The sequence below is a fragment of the Sphingomonas sp. ABOLG genome (genome assembly GCF_003950435.1).
GTDB classification, from domain to species: domain Bacteria; phylum Pseudomonadota; class Alphaproteobacteria; order Sphingomonadales; family Sphingomonadaceae; genus Sphingomonas; species Sphingomonas panaciterrae.
Map to the genome: position 1 here is coordinate 38,932 of NZ_QQWW01000018.1, position 15,570 is coordinate 54,501.

At 68.2% G+C, this 15,570-nt stretch carries 16 protein-coding genes; 5 read left to right on the forward strand and 11 right to left on the reverse strand.

Annotated elements, in window-relative coordinates; translation table 11 throughout:
* Position 1 precedes the first annotated feature (1 nt).
* Entirely contained in the window at positions 2-1,378 is a 1,377-nt protein-coding gene (locus CA236_RS16440; protein WP_125946429.1) for an efflux transporter outer membrane subunit, read from the forward strand.
* A 180-nt stretch (positions 1,379-1,558) separates the two neighbouring features.
* Here the strand turns inward: CA236_RS16440 and CA236_RS16445 are convergent, their stop codons facing one another.
* From CA236_RS16445 to CA236_RS16475, 7 genes are all read right to left on the reverse strand, one after another.
* Complete coding sequence (locus tag CA236_RS16445; RefSeq protein WP_125946430.1) at positions 1,559-2,002, reverse strand: hypothetical protein; 444 nt, start codon at positions 2,000-2,002, stop codon at positions 1,559-1,561.
* A gap of 103 nt (positions 2,003-2,105) precedes the next feature.
* Entirely contained in the window at positions 2,106-2,279 is a 174-nt protein-coding gene (locus CA236_RS16450; RefSeq protein WP_125946431.1) for a DUF465 domain-containing protein, read from the reverse strand.
* 205 nt (positions 2,280-2,484) lie between these two features.
* Positions 2,485-2,985, reverse strand: coding sequence for a copper uptake system-associated protein (locus tag CA236_RS16455; RefSeq protein ID WP_125946432.1), 501 nt, complete (start codon positions 2,983-2,985; stop codon positions 2,485-2,487).
* Complete coding sequence (locus tag CA236_RS16460) at positions 2,978-3,580, reverse strand: SCO family protein (protein ID WP_125946433.1); 603 nt, start codon at positions 3,578-3,580, stop codon at positions 2,978-2,980. Before CA236_RS16460 ends, CA236_RS16455 begins: the two co-directional genes overlap by 8 nt.
* A complete protein-coding gene (locus CA236_RS16465) occupies positions 3,577-4,062 on the reverse strand; it encodes a copper chaperone PCu(A)C (protein WP_046408847.1) in 486 nt (161 codons plus the stop codon). The genes CA236_RS16460 and CA236_RS16465 overlap by 4 nt, the downstream gene beginning before the upstream one ends.
* Before the next feature lie 92 nt (positions 4,063-4,154).
* Positions 4,155-5,144, reverse strand: coding sequence for a polysaccharide deacetylase family protein (locus tag CA236_RS16470; RefSeq protein WP_241212722.1), 990 nt, complete (start codon positions 5,142-5,144; stop codon positions 4,155-4,157).
* Between the two features lie 86 nt (positions 5,145-5,230).
* A complete protein-coding gene (locus CA236_RS16475; protein WP_241212723.1) occupies positions 5,231-6,871 on the reverse strand; it encodes a HAMP domain-containing histidine kinase in 1,641 nt (546 codons plus the stop codon).
* Positions 6,872-7,079: 208 nt separating this feature from the next.
* Between CA236_RS16475 and CA236_RS16480 the strand changes: the two genes are divergently transcribed.
* Entirely contained in the window at positions 7,080-7,559 is a 480-nt protein-coding gene (locus tag CA236_RS16480) for an Lrp/AsnC family transcriptional regulator (protein WP_125946435.1), read from the forward strand.
* A gap of 100 nt (positions 7,560-7,659) precedes the next feature.
* On the opposite strand, the gene CA236_RS16485 is transcribed toward CA236_RS16480, so the two are convergent.
* Positions 7,660-8,955 carry a tetratricopeptide repeat family protein gene (locus CA236_RS16485; RefSeq protein ID WP_046408843.1) on the reverse strand — a complete coding sequence of 432 codons (1,296 nt, stop codon included), beginning with the start codon at positions 8,953-8,955 and terminating at the stop codon, positions 7,660-7,662.
* 124 nt (positions 8,956-9,079) lie between these two features.
* On the opposite strand from CA236_RS16485, the gene CA236_RS16490 reads away from it, so the two are divergent.
* The 3 genes from CA236_RS16490 to CA236_RS16500 all read left to right on the forward strand — a co-directional run bounded on the left by CA236_RS16490 (position 9,080) and on the right by CA236_RS16500 (position 12,999).
* A complete protein-coding gene (locus tag CA236_RS16490) occupies positions 9,080-9,736 on the forward strand; it encodes an SDR family NAD(P)-dependent oxidoreductase (protein WP_125946436.1) in 657 nt (218 codons plus the stop codon).
* Positions 9,737-9,850: 114 nt separating this feature from the next.
* Positions 9,851-12,637, forward strand: a complete 2,787-nt coding sequence (gyrA, locus tag CA236_RS16495; protein WP_046408841.1) for a DNA gyrase subunit A — start codon at positions 9,851-9,853, stop codon at positions 12,635-12,637.
* On the forward strand, positions 12,634-12,999 hold the full coding sequence (locus CA236_RS16500) for a DUF952 domain-containing protein (protein ID WP_331386564.1): 366 nt from the start codon (positions 12,634-12,636) through the stop codon (positions 12,997-12,999). Before gyrA ends, CA236_RS16500 begins: the two co-directional genes overlap by 4 nt.
* A gap of 33 nt (positions 13,000-13,032) precedes the next feature.
* Here the strand turns inward: CA236_RS16500 and CA236_RS16505 are convergent, their stop codons facing one another.
* From CA236_RS16505 to CA236_RS16515, 3 genes are read right to left on the reverse strand one after another with little or no spacing between them, the layout of a single operon-like run.
* A complete protein-coding gene (locus tag CA236_RS16505; RefSeq protein WP_125946437.1) occupies positions 13,033-13,464 on the reverse strand; it encodes a DUF488 domain-containing protein in 432 nt (143 codons plus the stop codon).
* 31 nt (positions 13,465-13,495) lie between these two features.
* A complete protein-coding gene (locus tag CA236_RS16510) occupies positions 13,496-13,915 on the reverse strand; it encodes a DUF4440 domain-containing protein (RefSeq protein ID WP_046408838.1) in 420 nt (139 codons plus the stop codon).
* Positions 13,912-15,486 (reverse strand): GGDEF domain-containing phosphodiesterase, encoded by a 1,575-nt coding sequence (locus CA236_RS16515; protein ID WP_125946452.1) that lies wholly within the window; start codon positions 15,484-15,486, stop codon positions 13,912-13,914. The genes CA236_RS16510 and CA236_RS16515 overlap by 4 nt, the downstream gene beginning before the upstream one ends.
* Positions 15,487-15,570: the final 84 nt, after the last annotated feature.

Sequence of the window (15,570 nt, forward strand, 5' to 3'; positions counted from 1 at the left end):
GATGAGGACACGCTCTTCGCTCGCGGTCCTGCTGGCGCTTGCCGGCTGCGCCGCGCCCAACCCGCCCCGGCCCGAGGCGGCCGGCGTCACTGCACCGCTGCAATGGCGCACCACCCTGCCCGCCGGCGCCGCGCTCGACGGCGACTGGTGGCGCCGCTTCGGTGATCCGGTGCTCGACACGCTGGTGGAACAAGCGCGCGCCAACAATCCCGATGTCGCGATCGCTGCGGCGCGTGTGCAGGAGGCGCGCGCCAACGAACGGCTCGCCCGCGCGCAGCTCTTCCCCTCACTCGACGCCGCAGTCGGCGTGACGGAGGCGCGCGCGCTCAACCCCTTGGGGGTCGCGGCCGAGAATACCGGCGTGCAGCCGCTGTTCCAGGCCGCCTATGAGGTCGATCTGTTCGGCCGCATCGGCAATCAGGTGGAGGCCGCGCGCCAGTCCACCGCCGCCACCGCCGCCGCGCGCGACGCGGCGCTCCTGTCGGTCACCGCCGCCACCGCCAGCGGCTACATCACGCTGCGCGCGCTCGACGCCCGCCGCGCGGTGGTCGAGGCGACGATCACCTCGCGCGCGGAGGCACTACGCTTTGCCAAGTCGCGCGCCGACGTCGGCTACACCTCGCAGCTCGAATTGCGCCAGGCGGAGGCGGAATATCGCGCCACGACGCAAATCCTGCCGCAGGTGCAGCTGGCGATCGCGCGGCAGGAGAACGCACTGAGCACCCTCACCGGCGTCACCCCGCGCGCGATCCCGCGCGGGCGGCCGCTGTCGGCGCTGGCCCCGCCCGGCGTGCCCGCCGGCCTGCCATCCGATCTGCTGCGTCGCCGACCCGATATCGCCCAGGCCGAATACAGCCTTGCCGCGACCGACGCCTCGCTCGCCGCCGCTCGCGCGCAATTCCTCCCCTCGCTTCGGCTGACCGGATCGGCTGGCCTCACCTTGTCGACCGCGCTTGCCGATCCGGTGTCGATCTGGTCGATCGGCGCCAGCATCCTTGCGCCCTTGTTTCAGGGCGGGCGGCTCACCGCCAATGTAGAGGGGGCGGCGGCACGGCGCGACCAGGCGGCCTTCACCTATCAGCGCACCGCCCTCACCGCCTTCCGCGAGGTGGAGGATAATCTGGCCGCGGTCGACCGCCTCGCCGCGCAGCGGCGGGAGCTTGAGGCGCAGCGCACCGCCACGGCGGAGGCCCTGCGCCACGCCACCAACCGCTATCGCGCGGGCTATGCGACCTATCTGGAACAGCTCGATGCGCAGCGCACCTTGCTCAACGTCGATCTGACCCTGGTTCAGCTGCGCGCCGACCAGATCAACAGCGTGATCGCGCTTTATCAGGCGATGGGCGGCGGCTGGTCGGCGGATCAACCCGCCGGCTGATCGTGCTGATCGCGCGCACCCGAAAACCCGCGGCCCGTCCCGCCCCCTGAGAGCCACCGTCGCTGCGCCGCAAGGGAGTACAACGCAGCCGGCAATACGGCCTCAGAGGGCGAGGGCCCAGGGAGGAGCGGCGCGTCCGGGGGGGGGGGAGGTAGGCGCGCACCGCTCAGGGAACTGGTCTCAGCTGGCGGACTGGGTGGCCGCCAGCTTGTCGAGATCGGCGATCAACGCGGCGCGATCCGCATCGGCCGCCTTGGCGAGGTAAGCGCGCGTGTCGCCGACCTTCTTTGCCACGTCCTGCTGGATCGCGCTGCGGCTGGCGTTGCACCAGCCCGGGCGGCTGCCGTTCGCGACATTGTTCTCGACGAAGCTGCGCGAGGCCATCACGCCGCCAGCGCCGGTCGCGGTGCGGTTCACTTCCATATTGGCGGTCCAGACGCAGCGCAGCGAGGACGGGCGGCCCGGCGGGGCGACGGCCCCCACCTGCTTCTGCTGGATCTTGATGTCACCGCGATAATCGGCCTGCACGGCGCCGGACGCATGTTCGACCGACAGGCTGTGGGTCGCCGCAGGGGCACCGGTCGCCGCGGCGGCGGCAGCTGCAAAAATGGCAAGAAAGGTCATGATCGTTCCTGAAAGGTAAAGGCGAGCGGCCGCCGACCGGGTCGGCGCGCGAACCGCATCGCGCGGCGTCGTCGCCGCCGCTCGTCAGTGGGAAATTTGCGGATCAGGCCGCCTGTGGTTGCCAGGCCATGGCGTGAAGTCGGTCCTTCACCTGCAGCCGCAGCCACTTCAGACGCAGCAGGCGGAACGTGTCCGGTGCGCGTCGCGTCAATTCGGTGCGGATCTGCTCATCCAGCCGCGCATGCAACTGGGTCAATTTATAACGAAGGAAACTCAACGCCTCTCTCCAATCAAAGATTGAACGATCGGGTCAGCGATGATGTTAAGAGGCAGACTCAGGCCTACATCGAGCTAACCCGATGCGGTCCGACATCACGTTCGTCCTGAGACGAGCGCCAGAGGGGCCCGGTCCGCACGGTTGAAATTAATTCCCGGGGCCAAAATATCAAGCGCCGGTAACATTACATTTTGTTGCACAAACCTCAGGACTTTGGTGCATTTGCGCGCACTTCTGGCCCATCCGACGGCGCCGTCCCGGCGGCGCCCTGCCCCTCGCCCAGCGAGCGCAGATATTCCTCATGATCGGCCGCCGTCCCGACGAAGCGCTTCATCCGCGCCAGCCGCTCGGCCGGGACGGACAATTCCGCCTTGGCCAGCTCATCGGCGATATAGGTCGCGTTGAAATCGGGTACGCCGGCGCGCTTCAGGTTGCTGGCATTGCGCATCGAATCACCGCTGCACAGCAGCAGCTGCCAGCCATAGTCGCCCATTTCGAACAGCGCCCGGCCGCCAAAGTCACCCTGTGTCCAATCGGCCAGCGCATGGTTGCCGCTCACCACAATCGGCCCGACGTCGATCGGTGCCAGCGGGCTGCCGAAATGCGCCTCGGTCGCCTCGCGCACCCGGCGCTCCTCGACCACGGGGTTGGTGATCCCGCAACCGGCGAGCAGCAGCGCCAGCGCCGGAAGCACCCACCTAAGCACGGATCAGCTTTCGCAGCCGGTCGAGCGCACGGTCCTCGGGCTCGGCGGCATCCATCGTCGTGGCGAACTCGCCGTTGCGATCGAACAGCAGGATGCGCGCGGTATGATCGATCGTATAATCGCCATTGGGCAGCGGCACGCGCTCGACATAGATCTTGTACGCTTCCTCCATCCGCTTCAGCTCGGCCGGCTCCCCGGTCAGGCCGATGACCGGCGCGTCGAACATCGACAGGAAGCTCGCGATATCCTCGCTCTTGTCATGCTCGGGATCGACCGAGACGAAGACGATGTTCATCTTGTCCCCGTCCGCGCCCAGTTTCTGGTGAAGCAACGCCATGCGGTTCATCGACGTCGGGCAGATGTCGGGGCAGCGCGTAAAGCCGAAGAAGATCGCATAGGGCTTCCCCTTCAACGTCTGCTCGGTGACGGTCTTGCCGCTGGTATCCACCAGGCGAAAGGCGCCGCCCGGCGCGTTCTGCGCTGCCGCCTCGTCAGCCTTGACGGGCGCCGGCGACGAACAGGCCGCCGTCCCCAGCGCGAGCGCCGCGGCCAGCAACGCCGTGACATGCGCGGTGCGGATGCGAGGGCGGGTCATTGATGGCCTCCATGCGGATGCGCCGGCGCGGCGGCACCAGCGGCGCGGACGGTGAAGACCACCTTCACCTCTCCCGCCTTGGCAAAGCGCAGCGTCGCGGGCACGCGCTCACCCTGCTTCAGCGGCGCGGTCAGGCCCATGAACATGATGTGGTTACCGCCGGGCGCCAGCGCGATCGTCGCGCCGGGCGCCAGCGCAATGCCGCCGCTCAGCGGTCGCATCCGCATGATGCCATTCTCGGTCGTCATGCTGTGCAGTTCGACGCGCGCGGCCCGCGGCGTTGACACGCTGATCAGCCGGTCGGCCGTCTTTCCGCCATTGCGGATCTGGGCATAGCCTGCGCCGACGGTGGCGCGCGGCGCCGTGGCGCGCGACCATGGCTGGGAAATGGTGATGTCACCCTTGCGCACATCCTGCGCCGCCGCCGGCAGCGACAGGCTGGCGAAGGCCATGATCAGGGGCAGCGCAAATCGATGGGTCATCGCAACTCCTCGCGTCGGCGCGGCCGAGAGTGCCGGTGGCAGGGGTCCTGCCGTCCGCGGGCATGGCGTCGCCGATCCTTGTCACCCGGCTGCTAGCGACCCTGCCCGCCCCGGTCACTTGGACATTCTGTCCCAGACCGGCGATGCTGCCCGCGTGGTGCCGCATCGTCCGCCGCCGCGATCAGCTCGGCCAGGCTGATCGGCCGCACCTCCATCTGCTCCAGCAACGCGAGCATGTCGTCCCACCAGCTATGGAAACGCGCCAGCCCTGCCGCGTCGCGCACATAGGGCGTGTTCCCCGGCACCAGGCTTGGCGAATGGAAGGAAAAGGTGAGCAGTCTTTCGCCGGCCGCCACCGCCTCGCGCACCGCCGCCGCTGCCTCGCCGAACGACACGCCTTCGGGCGACAGCGGCACGCGCGACAACAGCCCCGTTCGCGCCATCACGCCGCGGCCACGCGGTATTCTGCCTGCCAACCGGTGCAATGCTCCCCCGCCCCGGCGCAGCGCGCCGATATAGCGCGTCGTCAGCGGCACCTCGATCAACCCCTCGGGCGCCAGGCGAAAGGCAGCGCTGCCGATGGCGCTGAAATCCGGCCCGCCGGCGGCGCTATAGTCATGCAGCGCGCGCATCGATGTCTCGACGCGATAGCCGCGCGCCGCCAGCAGCGCGGGCATGCCGGGCCCCAGGCCGTAGCGCCCGGTGCGAAACGCCAGCGGCTGCGCCCCGAACGCGGCCGTTATCGCGGCGGTCAGTTGGTCAACCTTCGCCGCGACCAGCGCGGGATCGAGGTTGCCCGCAAAGGACGCCCAGCCGCTCGGCGCCTCGTCATGCGGCGGATTGACCCAGGGATGCAGCTGCGCGCCGATCGTGCTGCGCCCATCGGCGATCAGGCCGCGCAGCGTATCGATCGCCGCCGCGCTGGTCGCCACCGGATAATCGCACAGATAGCAGGGCGCGACCCCGTGGTCGGCAAGGCGGCGGTGCATGTCGGGCAACGCCGTGATCGCCTCGACCGCAATGGCGTCGCGCCTGAACGGCGCCGACCAGTCGAATTCCTCCTCGGTATCGACGAACACCATGAACCGGCGGCCGAATGACGGGGGCCATGCAATGTAATCGGCTGGCGGCGGCGGCGGTACGCGCCAGCCTTTCGCGCCGCCGCTGCTCACCCCTTGTGGGTCGCCGCCTGCCCCAGCGTGCCGGCCGCCGCTGCGGGCAGCGACACCACCATCCGGTCGGCCGTGATCATCGTCTGCCCGCCCAGGCTCGCCGCCAGATTGCGCACCAGCCGCAGCGCAAAGCCGGTGCCCAGCAGCGGCGCGCCGGGCAGTTCCGCCTCACGCTCCGCATCCAGCGTCAGCAGTTCGTCCTCTGACAGGTCGGCCAGCGCGCGGGGCAGCGTCACTGACACCAGGGAGGTATGAAGCCCCGATGCGCCTGCTGTCACGGTGATCGCCTCGTCGGGCTGCGCCGCTGAGACGATGGTCCCGATCAAACGGCCCAGCAGCCGCTCCGTCGCGCGATCGTCGCATGCCACGGCGATCGCGGCGTCCATCGGCGCGATCGTCAGCGTGCAGCCGCGCATCGTCGCCAGCGATTGCAGGTCTGCCGCAATCCGTTCCAGCACCGGAGCAAGCACCACCGCCGCCGGGCGCAGCTGCAACGCATCGCCCTCGATTCGCGCGGCGAGATCCAGGTCCTCGATCGCCGCGATCAGGTCCGCCGCGAGGCTGCGGATCGCCGCCGCCCGCTCACGATACACCGGCGCGACCGGCCCCAGCAGCTGCGATTCGATCAGCTCGGAGAAACCGGCAATGGCATTGGTCGGGGTGCGCAGTTCGTGCACCAGCCGGCGCAGCCCCTCGACATTGCCTTCACCCTTGGATGGCGGCGCGCGCTCGTCCAGCCGCGGGCGACGCGCGCTGCCGCGATAGCCGGCAAAGCGACCCGTGCCGTGGTCGAATAGCGGCGTCGCCGACAATCGCCACTCACCCGCCAGCGCCGCCCCGCCCTCCAGCGACAACCGCGCATCGGTGAAACTGGTGCGCGCCCGGATCGCGCTGCTCACCACGCCATCGACCTGCGCCGTGCCGCTGCCCGGCAGCATCAACGACAGGCCGACCAGCGCGCCGCGCGGCATCGCGTCGGTCCAGCTGATGACCCCATCGGGCCCGGTTTCGAAGCGGAACGTGTCCACCACGCGCAGCCGCGGCGCCGGCTTCACCGGCCCGCGCGCGCGCTGGAAACTGGCGATCCGGTCAACGAGCTCGGAAATCTCGAAACCGCCGGTGTCGCGCGGCTCGGGCGGCGGGGGCAGATCCAGCACGACCTCGTTCAGCTCGGCCACCTCCGCGGCCTCAGCCGGCAAGGCCGCAACCGCCTCGTCCGCCGTTATCGCCGCGCCATCATATCCAAGCGAGAAATCGGTCGATCCGAATGCCTCCAGCGCGCGGACCACGCTCGCCGGCAGATCGTCGCGCCGGCGCAGCGCCGCCCGGCCCACCGGCCCCAGCTGCGGGACCATCGCCAGCCATCCCTCGGCCGGCAACTGCGCCGCGCGCAGCGCCGCCGATGCGATCTCGGGCGCGTCATCGGCAAAGAAGGCGACCAGTTCGGCCGGTGGCTGGCCCAGCGCAAGGCTGCGGGCTGCGGCCGCGCGAACGGCGGCCGGAACCAAGCCGCGCAATGCCCGCAGGCGGCCGATCGTCTCCGCTTCGGGCTGCACCCTGCCCCGGGCGATCAGGTCGGCAAGCTGGCGGAACGTCGCCTGCGCGCCAAAGGCGGTGGAGGAATCCGCAGCCAACACAGTCTTGAGACTATCGTCGAACCGCACACACTTCCCCGTCTCGTCGCAGCGACCAACCGCTGCGTCACTTGCCTCCTACCCTACACGGTGATGATCGCAAGCAACAGAATCACACACTTGTCATACGATGAGACAATTGCGTTCTCACGCAACTAAACTATAGGACCGGGCATGTTCTTGATAGAAAAGCTGCGTGCGGAAAGCGCGCATGGTGCTTGACCGGATCGATCGGCGGATCCTCGCACTGCTCCAGGAAGATGGCCGGATGACCAACGTTGACCTGGCGGAGAAGGTCGGGCTGACCGCCCCGCCATGTCTTCGCCGGGTGCGATCGCTGGAGCAGGCGGGGGTGATCCGCGGCTATCACGCCAATTGCGAACCCGCGTTGCTCGGCTTCCCGATCACCGTCTTCGCGATGGTCAGTTTGCGCAGCCAGGCCGAACACGACCTGGCAGCGTTCGAGCGGCACGTGGCGGGCATTTCCGAGGTGCGCGAATGCCACATGCTGAACGGGGAGATCGACTTCATCCTGAAGATCGTCGCCTCGGACCTGGAATCCTTCCAGCGCATCCTGACGACGCATCTCACCGCGGCGCCCAACGTCGCCAGCGTGAAATCCTCGCTCACGATCCGCACGGCAAAGGCGCAGCCGGGCGTACCGATCGTGATCGAGGATGAGGTGGAGTAGCGCCCGACGCCAGCGAACCCACGCTTTCACCGGACCACACACACGCAACAAAAAAGGGGCGGCCTCGGCCGCCCCTTTCCATATGGTCAATCCGCGCGGATCAGGCCGTCGGCGGGTTGTCCAGGTACACCGACCACAGCGACGCAATGTCGGTGCGCGGCGCGGTTTTCACCTCGGCGAAGGCAGCCTTGGCGCCAGCCTTGTCGCCCGAGTTGGCGAGCGCGATGCCGATGTGGGTGTTCACCACGTCCGCGTCGACGCCACCCTTCTGCAGCGCGACGCGATACAGTTCGATCGCCTTGGCATAGTTGCCCATGCCCAAGTACGCGTCACCCGTGTTCAGCGCGATGCGGCCGTTGGCGCCCGCCTTGGCCTTTGCTTCGACCGGCGCGAGCGACCCTTCGCTGGCGATCGCCTGGTTGGCGACTCGCATCAGGTCGTTGGCCGACTGGCTGTTCGCCGGGATCTTGCCCGATGCCTTGCCTTCGTCGAGCACTGCCTTGGTCTCGTGCGGCAGGCCCAGGTCATAGGTCCACTGCGCATAGGTCTCATAGTCATACTGGTCGGCCAGCGCCTTGGCCGAACGCATCAGGCGATACAGGTCGACCTTCTGCCCCTTGTCCAGCGTGACCGCGCTCTGCTGCGTCATGCCATAGGTGACGATGCCGTCACGCCAGTTCTTGGCGCTCGGGTAAGCGACGACCCACTTCTTGATCCAGTTTGCCGTCTGCGGGCCCATGCGCTTCTTGTTGGTCTGCGCGATGGCATATTTGTACAGGTCCTCGCTCGGCTTCTGGCCGGCCGCGACCTGCGCGTCGATTGCCTTCTCCAGCTCCGCGGCGCCGCCGGCCACGTCGCCCGAATCCATCTTCAGCTTGACCATCTGCAGCGGCAGGTTGGGATCATTGTAGCCAAGCTGCTGCGCGCGCTGGAAATAGTTGATCGCGCCGGCATTGTCCTTGGCGTTCGCCGCCATGATGCCGAGCTGGTAATTGTACTTCGCCACGTCGACCGCCGGGGTCTTCGGGTTGGCGATCAGCGCTTCGAGCGGCGCCTTCAGGCCAGCTTCGTTGACCTGCTGGTTGGCGGCGCGCGCGTCCTGGATCTTCACGGCCTCGCTCTGCAGCTGCAGCGCGGCGACGATATAGCGATCGTCATCGCTCTTCGCGGCAGCCTGCGCGGTGCTCAGCGCGGTCGCGGCGGCGGCAAAGTCCTTCGCGCCGATCGCGGTCTGCGCGGCGGCGGCGGCGTTCTGCACGTCCTTGCTGAGCTTCAGCGACGGGCCGCCACCCTTCTGCTCATTCTTCTTCTGAGCGACGGCCGGGGTCGACACGGCAACGCCCGCTACACCGGCCATAAGCGCCGCCGCAAAGGCGACGCGGGAAATGCTCTTCATGAAAACTGCTCTCCTTTGAGGCGTGAACACTTGAATAGACGCTTAGTGCCCTCTCGTCGCTCCATCAAGAAAGCGCGCTGAACGGACATTGAACGTAATGATTTGCACGCCTAGCCGTTTCTTCATGAAAACGGCAATCATTGGCGCAAGCGGCGGCATCGGACGGGCGCTCGCGGACGCGCTGGAAGAAGAAGGCGCGGTCGTCCGCCGCTTTTCCCGGCCCGAGCTGGACCTGCTCGACGAGGCAACGGTCGCCGCTGCCGCCGCCGCGGCCAGCGCCCCAGAACTGGTGATCGTCGCCACCGGCATCCTGCACGATGGCGATGACGGCCCCGAGAAGTCCATCGCCGCGCTCGATCCCGCGTGGCTTGCGCGCCAATATGCGATCAACACCATTGGCCCCGCGCTGGTCGCCAAGCACTTCCTGCCGATCATGCCAAAACAGGGTCGTTCGGTGCTCGCCTTCCTCTCGGCGCGGGTCGGCAGCATCTCGGACAATCGGCTGGGCGGCTGGTACGGCTATCGCGCCAGCAAGGCCGCGCTGAACCAGCTCATCCGCACGCTTGCGATCGAGGACAAGCGCCGGAACGAGCGCGGCATCGTCGTTGGCCTCCACCCCGGCACCGTCGACACCCGGCTGTCCAAACCGTTCCAGCAGGCCGGACGCGACCTGTTCAAGCCGGATCGCGCGGCGGTGCAGTTGCTCGACGTGATCGACGGGCTGAAGCCGCAGGACAGCGGCCGGCTGTTCGCCTGGGACGGCGCGGAGATCGCGCCCTGACCGCATTGCGACGCGGCCTTTGCACCACCCCTGCGCGCCCGTACGCGCGCGTGACATTTCTGTTGCGCCGGCCTAGAGCGGGGGCACCAGAATTCCTAACCCGAAAGTAGCGTTTTGACCGACGAGACCGTCCTCGCCGACCCTTCGGATATCGCGCCGATCTCCATCGTCGAGGAAATGAAGACCAGCTACCTCGATTACGCGATGAGCGTGATCGTGGCACGTGCGCTCCCCGACGTTCGCGACGGGTTGAAGCCGGTGCACCGGCGCATCCTCTATTCGGCGAACGAAAGCGGCTTCACCTACAACCGGCCCTACCGCAAATCCGCCCGCATCGTCGGTGACGTGATCGGTAAATACCACCCGCACGGCGATACCGCGATCTATGACGCCTTGGCGCGCATGACGCAGGACTGGTCGATGCGCGCGCCGCTGATCGACGGCCAGGGCAACTTCGGCTCGATGGATCCCGATCCGCCCGCCGCAATGCGTTACACCGAGGCGCGCCTGTCGCGTGTCGCGGATTACCTGCTCGACGATCTCGACAAGGACACGGTCGATTTCCAGCCGAACTATGACGGCTCGGAAAGCGAACCCTCGGTTCTCCCGGCGCGGTTCCCCAACCTGCTCGTCAACGGCGCTGGCGGCATCGCGGTCGGCATGGCGACCAACATCCCGCCGCACAATCTGGGCGAAGTCGTCGACGCCTGCCTTGCCTATCTCGATCGCGCGATCAGCGGCGGAGAGCCGCTCACGACCGAGGAGCTGATGGAGATCGTGCCCGGGCCGGACTTCCCGACCGGCGCTGTCATCCTCGGCCGCGCCGGCGCGCGCAGCGCCTATGAGACGGGCCGTGGCTCGATCATCGTCCGCTCGCGCTACGTCATTGAGGAAGGGCGCGGCGAGCGTCGCTCGATCGTCCTCACCGAGATTCCCTACCAGCAGGGCAAGAACGCGCTGGTCGAAAAGATCGCCGAGGCCGCGAAGGACAAGCGGATCGAGGGGATTGGCGACGTCCGCGACGAATCGAACCGCGACGGTGTTCGCGTCGTTATCGAGTTGAAGCGTGACGCGACGCCAGAAGTGGTGCTGAACCAGCTGTGGCGTCACACGCCGGCACAGGGCAGCTTCCCCGCCAACATGCTCGCGATCCGCGGCGGCCGGCCGGAGATGCTGCCGCTGCGCGAGATTATCGCCGCCTTCATCCAGTTCCGCGAGCAGGTCATCACCCGCCGCTCGAAGTTCGAACTGGCGAAGGCGCGCGACCGGGCGCACATCTTGCTCGGCCTCGTCATCGCCGTGACGAACCTCGACGAGGTCGTCCGGATGATCCGTGGCTCGTCTTCGCCGGCCGAGGCGCGCGCTGCGCTGATGGCGCGCGACTGGCCGATTGCGGAGATCGCCGGCTACATCAAGCTGGTCGAGGCGGTCGAGACCGAGATCACCGGCGACACCTATCGCCTGTCGGAAATCCAGGTCCGCGCGATTCTCGACCTGCGCCTCCACCGTCTCACCGCGCTTGGCCGTGACGAGATCGGCGACGAGCTCAAGACGCTGGCCGAATCGATCGCCGAGCTGCTCGCGATCCTCGCCGACCGCGTGAAGCTCTATGCGGTGATGCGCGAGGAACTGACCGAGGTTCGCGCGCTCTTCGCGACCCCGCGCCGCACCGAAATCGCCGCTGCCGCCGATGGCATCGACGACGAGGATCTGATCGAGCGCGAGGACATGGTCGTCACCGTGACCATGCAGGGCTATATCAAGCGCACCCCGCTTGAGGCATTCCGCGCCCAGGCGCGCGGCGGCAAGGGCCGCAGCGGCATGGCGACCAAGGACGAGGATGCCGTCACCAGCCTCTTCGTCACCTCGACGCACACGCCGGTATTGTTCTTCTCCACGCTCGGCCGCGTCTATCGCATGAAGGTGTGGCGCCTGCCCGAAGGCAGCGCGAACACCCGCGGCCGCCCGATGATCAACCTCCTGCCGCTGCAGCCGGGCGAGACGATCTCCACCGTTCTGCCGCTGCCGGAGGACGAGGCGGAATGGGGCAAGCTCCACGTCATGTTCGCGACCGCGCGGGGCAGCGTGCGCCGCAACGCGATGGATGCCTTCACCAACGTGCCCTCGAACGGCAAGATCGCGATGAAGTTCGAAGGCGACGACATCGACGATCGCCTGATCGGCGTCGCGCTGCTGGAGGAGAATGACGACGTCCTCCTCGCCACCCGTCAGGGCAAGGCGATCCGCTTCCCGGGCAGCGACGTGCGCGAATTCCAGAGCCGCAACTCCACCGGCGTGCGCGGCATGCGCCTCGCGCCCGGCGACGAGGTGATCTCGCTCTCGATCCTGCACCGCACCGGCGCCACGCAGGAGGAGCGGGAGGAATATCTGCGCTTCGCCCCCTGGAAGGCGACGGAGCGTGAGGGCGAGCCGCAGATCCCGATGGACCGGTTCGAATTCCTGCGCGCGCACGAACAGTTCATCCTCACCGTCTGCGCGAATGGCTATGGCAAGCTGTCCTCGGCGTTCGAATATCGCCGCACCGGTCGCGGTGGTCAGGGCATCACCAACATCGACAATATCGGTCGCAACGGCCCGGTCGTCGCCAGCTTCCCGGCGAGCAAGAACGACCAGCTGATGCTCGTCACCGATCAGGCCAAGCTGATCCGCATGCCGCTCGCCAGCCTGCGCGTGATCGGCCGCAACTCGGCCGGCGTGCGCCTGTTCAACGTCAGCGACAACGAACATGTCGTCGGCTGCGCGCGGATCGATGAGGAGCCGGAGCCCGAAAATGCCGCCGAGGAAGCGGTCGCGGCGGAACTCTCGCCGCCTGAAATCGCTCCCGATACCGGCGCGACGGTCGGCGATGATGCCGCCGCCGGCCCGGAGGATGGCCAGTGACAGACCCGACGGCAGCTCAGATCACGACCGCGTACAAGGTGCTGACTGCCGACCAGATGGCGGCGCTGGAGCATGAGGGCTCCTTCGCCGGCGCGCCGGTGGACCTGGCGGATGGCTACATCCACCTCTCCACCGCCGCGCAGCTGACCGAGACGGTGGACAAGCATTTCGCCGGTCAGCACGATCTGCACATCGCCGCCGTCGATCTCGAGGCGCTTGGCGACAAGATCCGCTGGGAGGAGAGCCGCGGCGGGCAGCTCTTCCCCCACCTCTACGCCCCGATGACGCTCGACACGGTCGTCGCCTACAGCCCGATGGAGCGCGATCACGACGGCGCGGTGCGCCTGCCCGTCACGGGCTGAGCGCCGCACCGATCACCCTGCTCTCGCGCCGGTTCAGGCGTACAGGTCGACCACCTTCTCGCCCCCACCCTCTTCCTGCAACAGGAGGGTGCGGTGGCAGTGGCAGGGATCACGCTCGTAACACAGCAGCGCGCTCGGCTTTTCCGCCGCCAGCGCCCGCATCTGCGCTGCCGCGGCCTGCGCCTCGGGCAGCGCCAGCTGATCGTCATAGACCTCGCGCAGCGTCGCGACGTCGCCCTTCTTGGCCGCGTCGCGCCCGCGCTTTGGCGTCCCCAGCGCTTTCAGATGGACATAGTCGATCCCGGCCGCACGCAACGACGCCGCCAGCGTCGACTTGGAAAAACCGGGCCTGCGCGACAGCGGCAGGGCACGCACGTCGATCACCCGCTCCACCCCCGCCTTTTGCAGGGCGGCGATGAACTCATCCATCGTCACCCCTTCATAACCGATGGTGAAGATGGTCATGCGCGCTCCTCTGGTGAGCTCGCGGCGCCGTTCAGGAACTGTGATCGGCGATGATCCGCCAGCCGTCCTTGCGCCGTTCGAACAACAAGGTGGTGAGGCCGGTCTGCGCCGTGCCGCTCGCCGGGGTCAGCGTCCATCGCGCCACCAGCAGCATGTGGACGTTGCTGATCGTCCGCCACGCGGCGGGCTGAAACGACAGCCGCCCACGCGCATTGCCGCCCTCGGCAAAACTGCCCGCGTAGCGCTTGGCGATTGCGGCCTTGCCCCGCACCATGTCCTTGCCGGAGGAATAGACGGCATCATCGGCATAGACCGACATGAACCGATCGAGCGAGCTGCTGTTCCACCCGGCCGCGCTGGCGGCCAGTTCCGTTTCGATCGCTGCCTGCGGACTGGCGGTTGCCGCGGCGGCGGCGACAGCCTGCGCGATGGCGAATGCGACGATGGTCATATGCTCTCCCCTCCGATCAGCCGCGCAAGCGTCATTTCGTCGACCGGCCCCGCCCGCAGAAATCCCTGATAGAGGTCGCAGCCTTCGGAGGCGAGCAGGTCGCGTTCGGCGACGCTCTCCACCCCCTCGGCAATCGTGCGCAGCCCCAGCCCGGCGGCGATTGCGATCACGCCGCTGACCACCACCCGCGCGCGCGGCCCGCCCATGATGTCCTGCGTGATGCTGCGGTCGATCTTCAGATAATCCAGCGGTAGCGCCTTCAGATAGGCAAGGCTGGAATAGCCGGTGCCAAAATCATCGATCGCCACGCGCAACCCTGCGTCGCGCAGTTGCTGCAAGCGCCGCGCGGCCAGCGGAAGGTCGGTCACCAGCCCGCTTTCGGTCACTTCCGCCGTTACGCGATCGGGCGCGATCCCCGCCCGCGCGATCATCGCCAGGAAATGCTCGGTGAAATCGGTGCGGGCGAGATCGGTTGCGGTGACGTTCACCGCCACCCGCAGCCCGGCCAATGCCCCGCCCCATGCCCCGGCGCGGCGAAGCGCCAGCGACTGGATATGTTCGGACAGGGGCAGACCAAGCCCCGCCCGCGCCGCCGCGGCAAACAAGGTGCTCGCCCCCAGCACGCCGTGGCGCGGGTGCTCCCACCGGGCGAGCGCCTCGACCCCGACGATCCGGTCGCTCGCCTGGTCGCCGGTCATATGCACCTGCGGCTGGAACAGGATGTCGATCTCGCCGCGATCCATCGCGCGGTGTAGGTCCGCCGCCAGGTCGATCCCGTTCCCCGCGAGCGGCGCGGCGGCGATGCGCACCGCCGCCCCCTCCCCGATCGACGCCAGCGCGAGCGCGTCGCGCGCGCGCCGCACCAGCGATTCGGCGCTTTCGCCCGGGATCCGATGCGCCAGCCCAATCCGCGCACCGACGCTCGCTTCCTCCTCGCCCAGCGAGAAACGCTGCCCCAGCGCAATCTCCATCGCTGCGATCCGTGCCGACGCGGCGTCATCCTCCTCGCGCAGCGCAACGATGAACCCGGCACCATTGTCGCGCTCCATCACCGCTGTCTTGGGCAGCGTCAGCGCCAGCCGGGCGCCGGCCTGATGCAGCAGGCTGTCCCCCGCCGCACGGCCATAAGCGACGTTCACCGCGTCGAAGCGGGAGATCGAAATTACCGCCACCGCCGCCGGCGTATCGGGCCGCAGCGCCTCCAGGAACCGCTCGACCCCGCCGTCGCTCGGCTCCCCGGCGCGGCGAAATTGCCCCGCGCCCCGCAAGCGACGGGCGTGACGCGCCGCAAACCGCAATGTCACCGTCAGTGCGGCGTCATCCGCACCCGAAAGGCAGACGTGCGTCGCGCCGGCATCATAAGCGGCGGCGGCCTCTTCCTCACGCGCCAGCAGCACGACCAGCGCGGCCCGCGCGCGCGCCGCCACCAGTCCCTCGGTCGCCACCGCCTCTGCGCCAGCCGCCGCATCGATCATCCGGACGTCGGCGGTGTCGCCGCCGGCCCGCCACCCCAGCGACCGGATGATCGGCGCCAACGGCGCGCAACCGCTACCCAGCGCCACTTCGGTCATATCGCTCGCTTTTGTGCTCACCATTGCGGCCGTATGGGGCGCCGCGCGTTGCAGCAACCATGCACCAGCCCTTGTTCCCCCGCC

What these genes read in the sequence shown, in the direction of transcription:
- CA236_RS16465 (WP_046408847.1), bottom strand. Translation starts at nt 4,062, where the DNA reads ATGACCCATCGATTTGCGCTGCCCCTGATCATGGCCTTCGCCAGCCTG.
- CA236_RS16445 (WP_125946430.1), bottom strand. Translation starts at nt 2,002, where the DNA reads ATGACCTTTCTTGCCATTTTTGCAGCTGCCGCCGCCGCGGCGACCGGT.
- CA236_RS16485 (WP_046408843.1), bottom strand. Translation starts at nt 8,955, where the DNA reads ATGAAGAGCATTTCCCGCGTCGCCTTTGCGGCGGCGCTTATGGCCGGT.
- CA236_RS16460 (WP_125946433.1), bottom strand. Translation starts at nt 3,580, where the DNA reads ATGACCCGCCCTCGCATCCGCACCGCGCATGTCACGGCGTTGCTGGCC.
- CA236_RS16505 (WP_125946437.1), bottom strand. Translation starts at nt 13,464, where the DNA reads ATGACCATCTTCACCATCGGTTATGAAGGGGTGACGATGGATGAGTTC.
- CA236_RS16515 (WP_125946452.1), bottom strand. Translation starts at nt 15,486, where the DNA reads ATGACCGAAGTGGCGCTGGGTAGCGGTTGCGCGCCGTTGGCGCCGATC.
- CA236_RS16480 (WP_125946435.1), top strand. Translation starts at nt 7,080, where the DNA reads ATGGTGCTTGACCGGATCGATCGGCGGATCCTCGCACTGCTCCAGGAA.
- CA236_RS16470 (WP_241212722.1), bottom strand. Translation starts at nt 5,144, where the DNA reads ATGGTGTTCGTCGATACCGAGGAGGAATTCGACTGGTCGGCGCCGTTC.
- CA236_RS16440 (WP_125946429.1), top strand. Translation starts at nt 2, where the DNA reads ATGAGGACACGCTCTTCGCTCGCGGTCCTGCTGGCGCTTGCCGGCTGC.
- CA236_RS16490 (WP_125946436.1), top strand. Translation starts at nt 9,080, where the DNA reads ATGAAAACGGCAATCATTGGCGCAAGCGGCGGCATCGGACGGGCGCTC.
- CA236_RS16510 (WP_046408838.1), bottom strand. Translation starts at nt 13,915, where the DNA reads ATGACCATCGTCGCATTCGCCATCGCGCAGGCTGTCGCCGCCGCCGCG.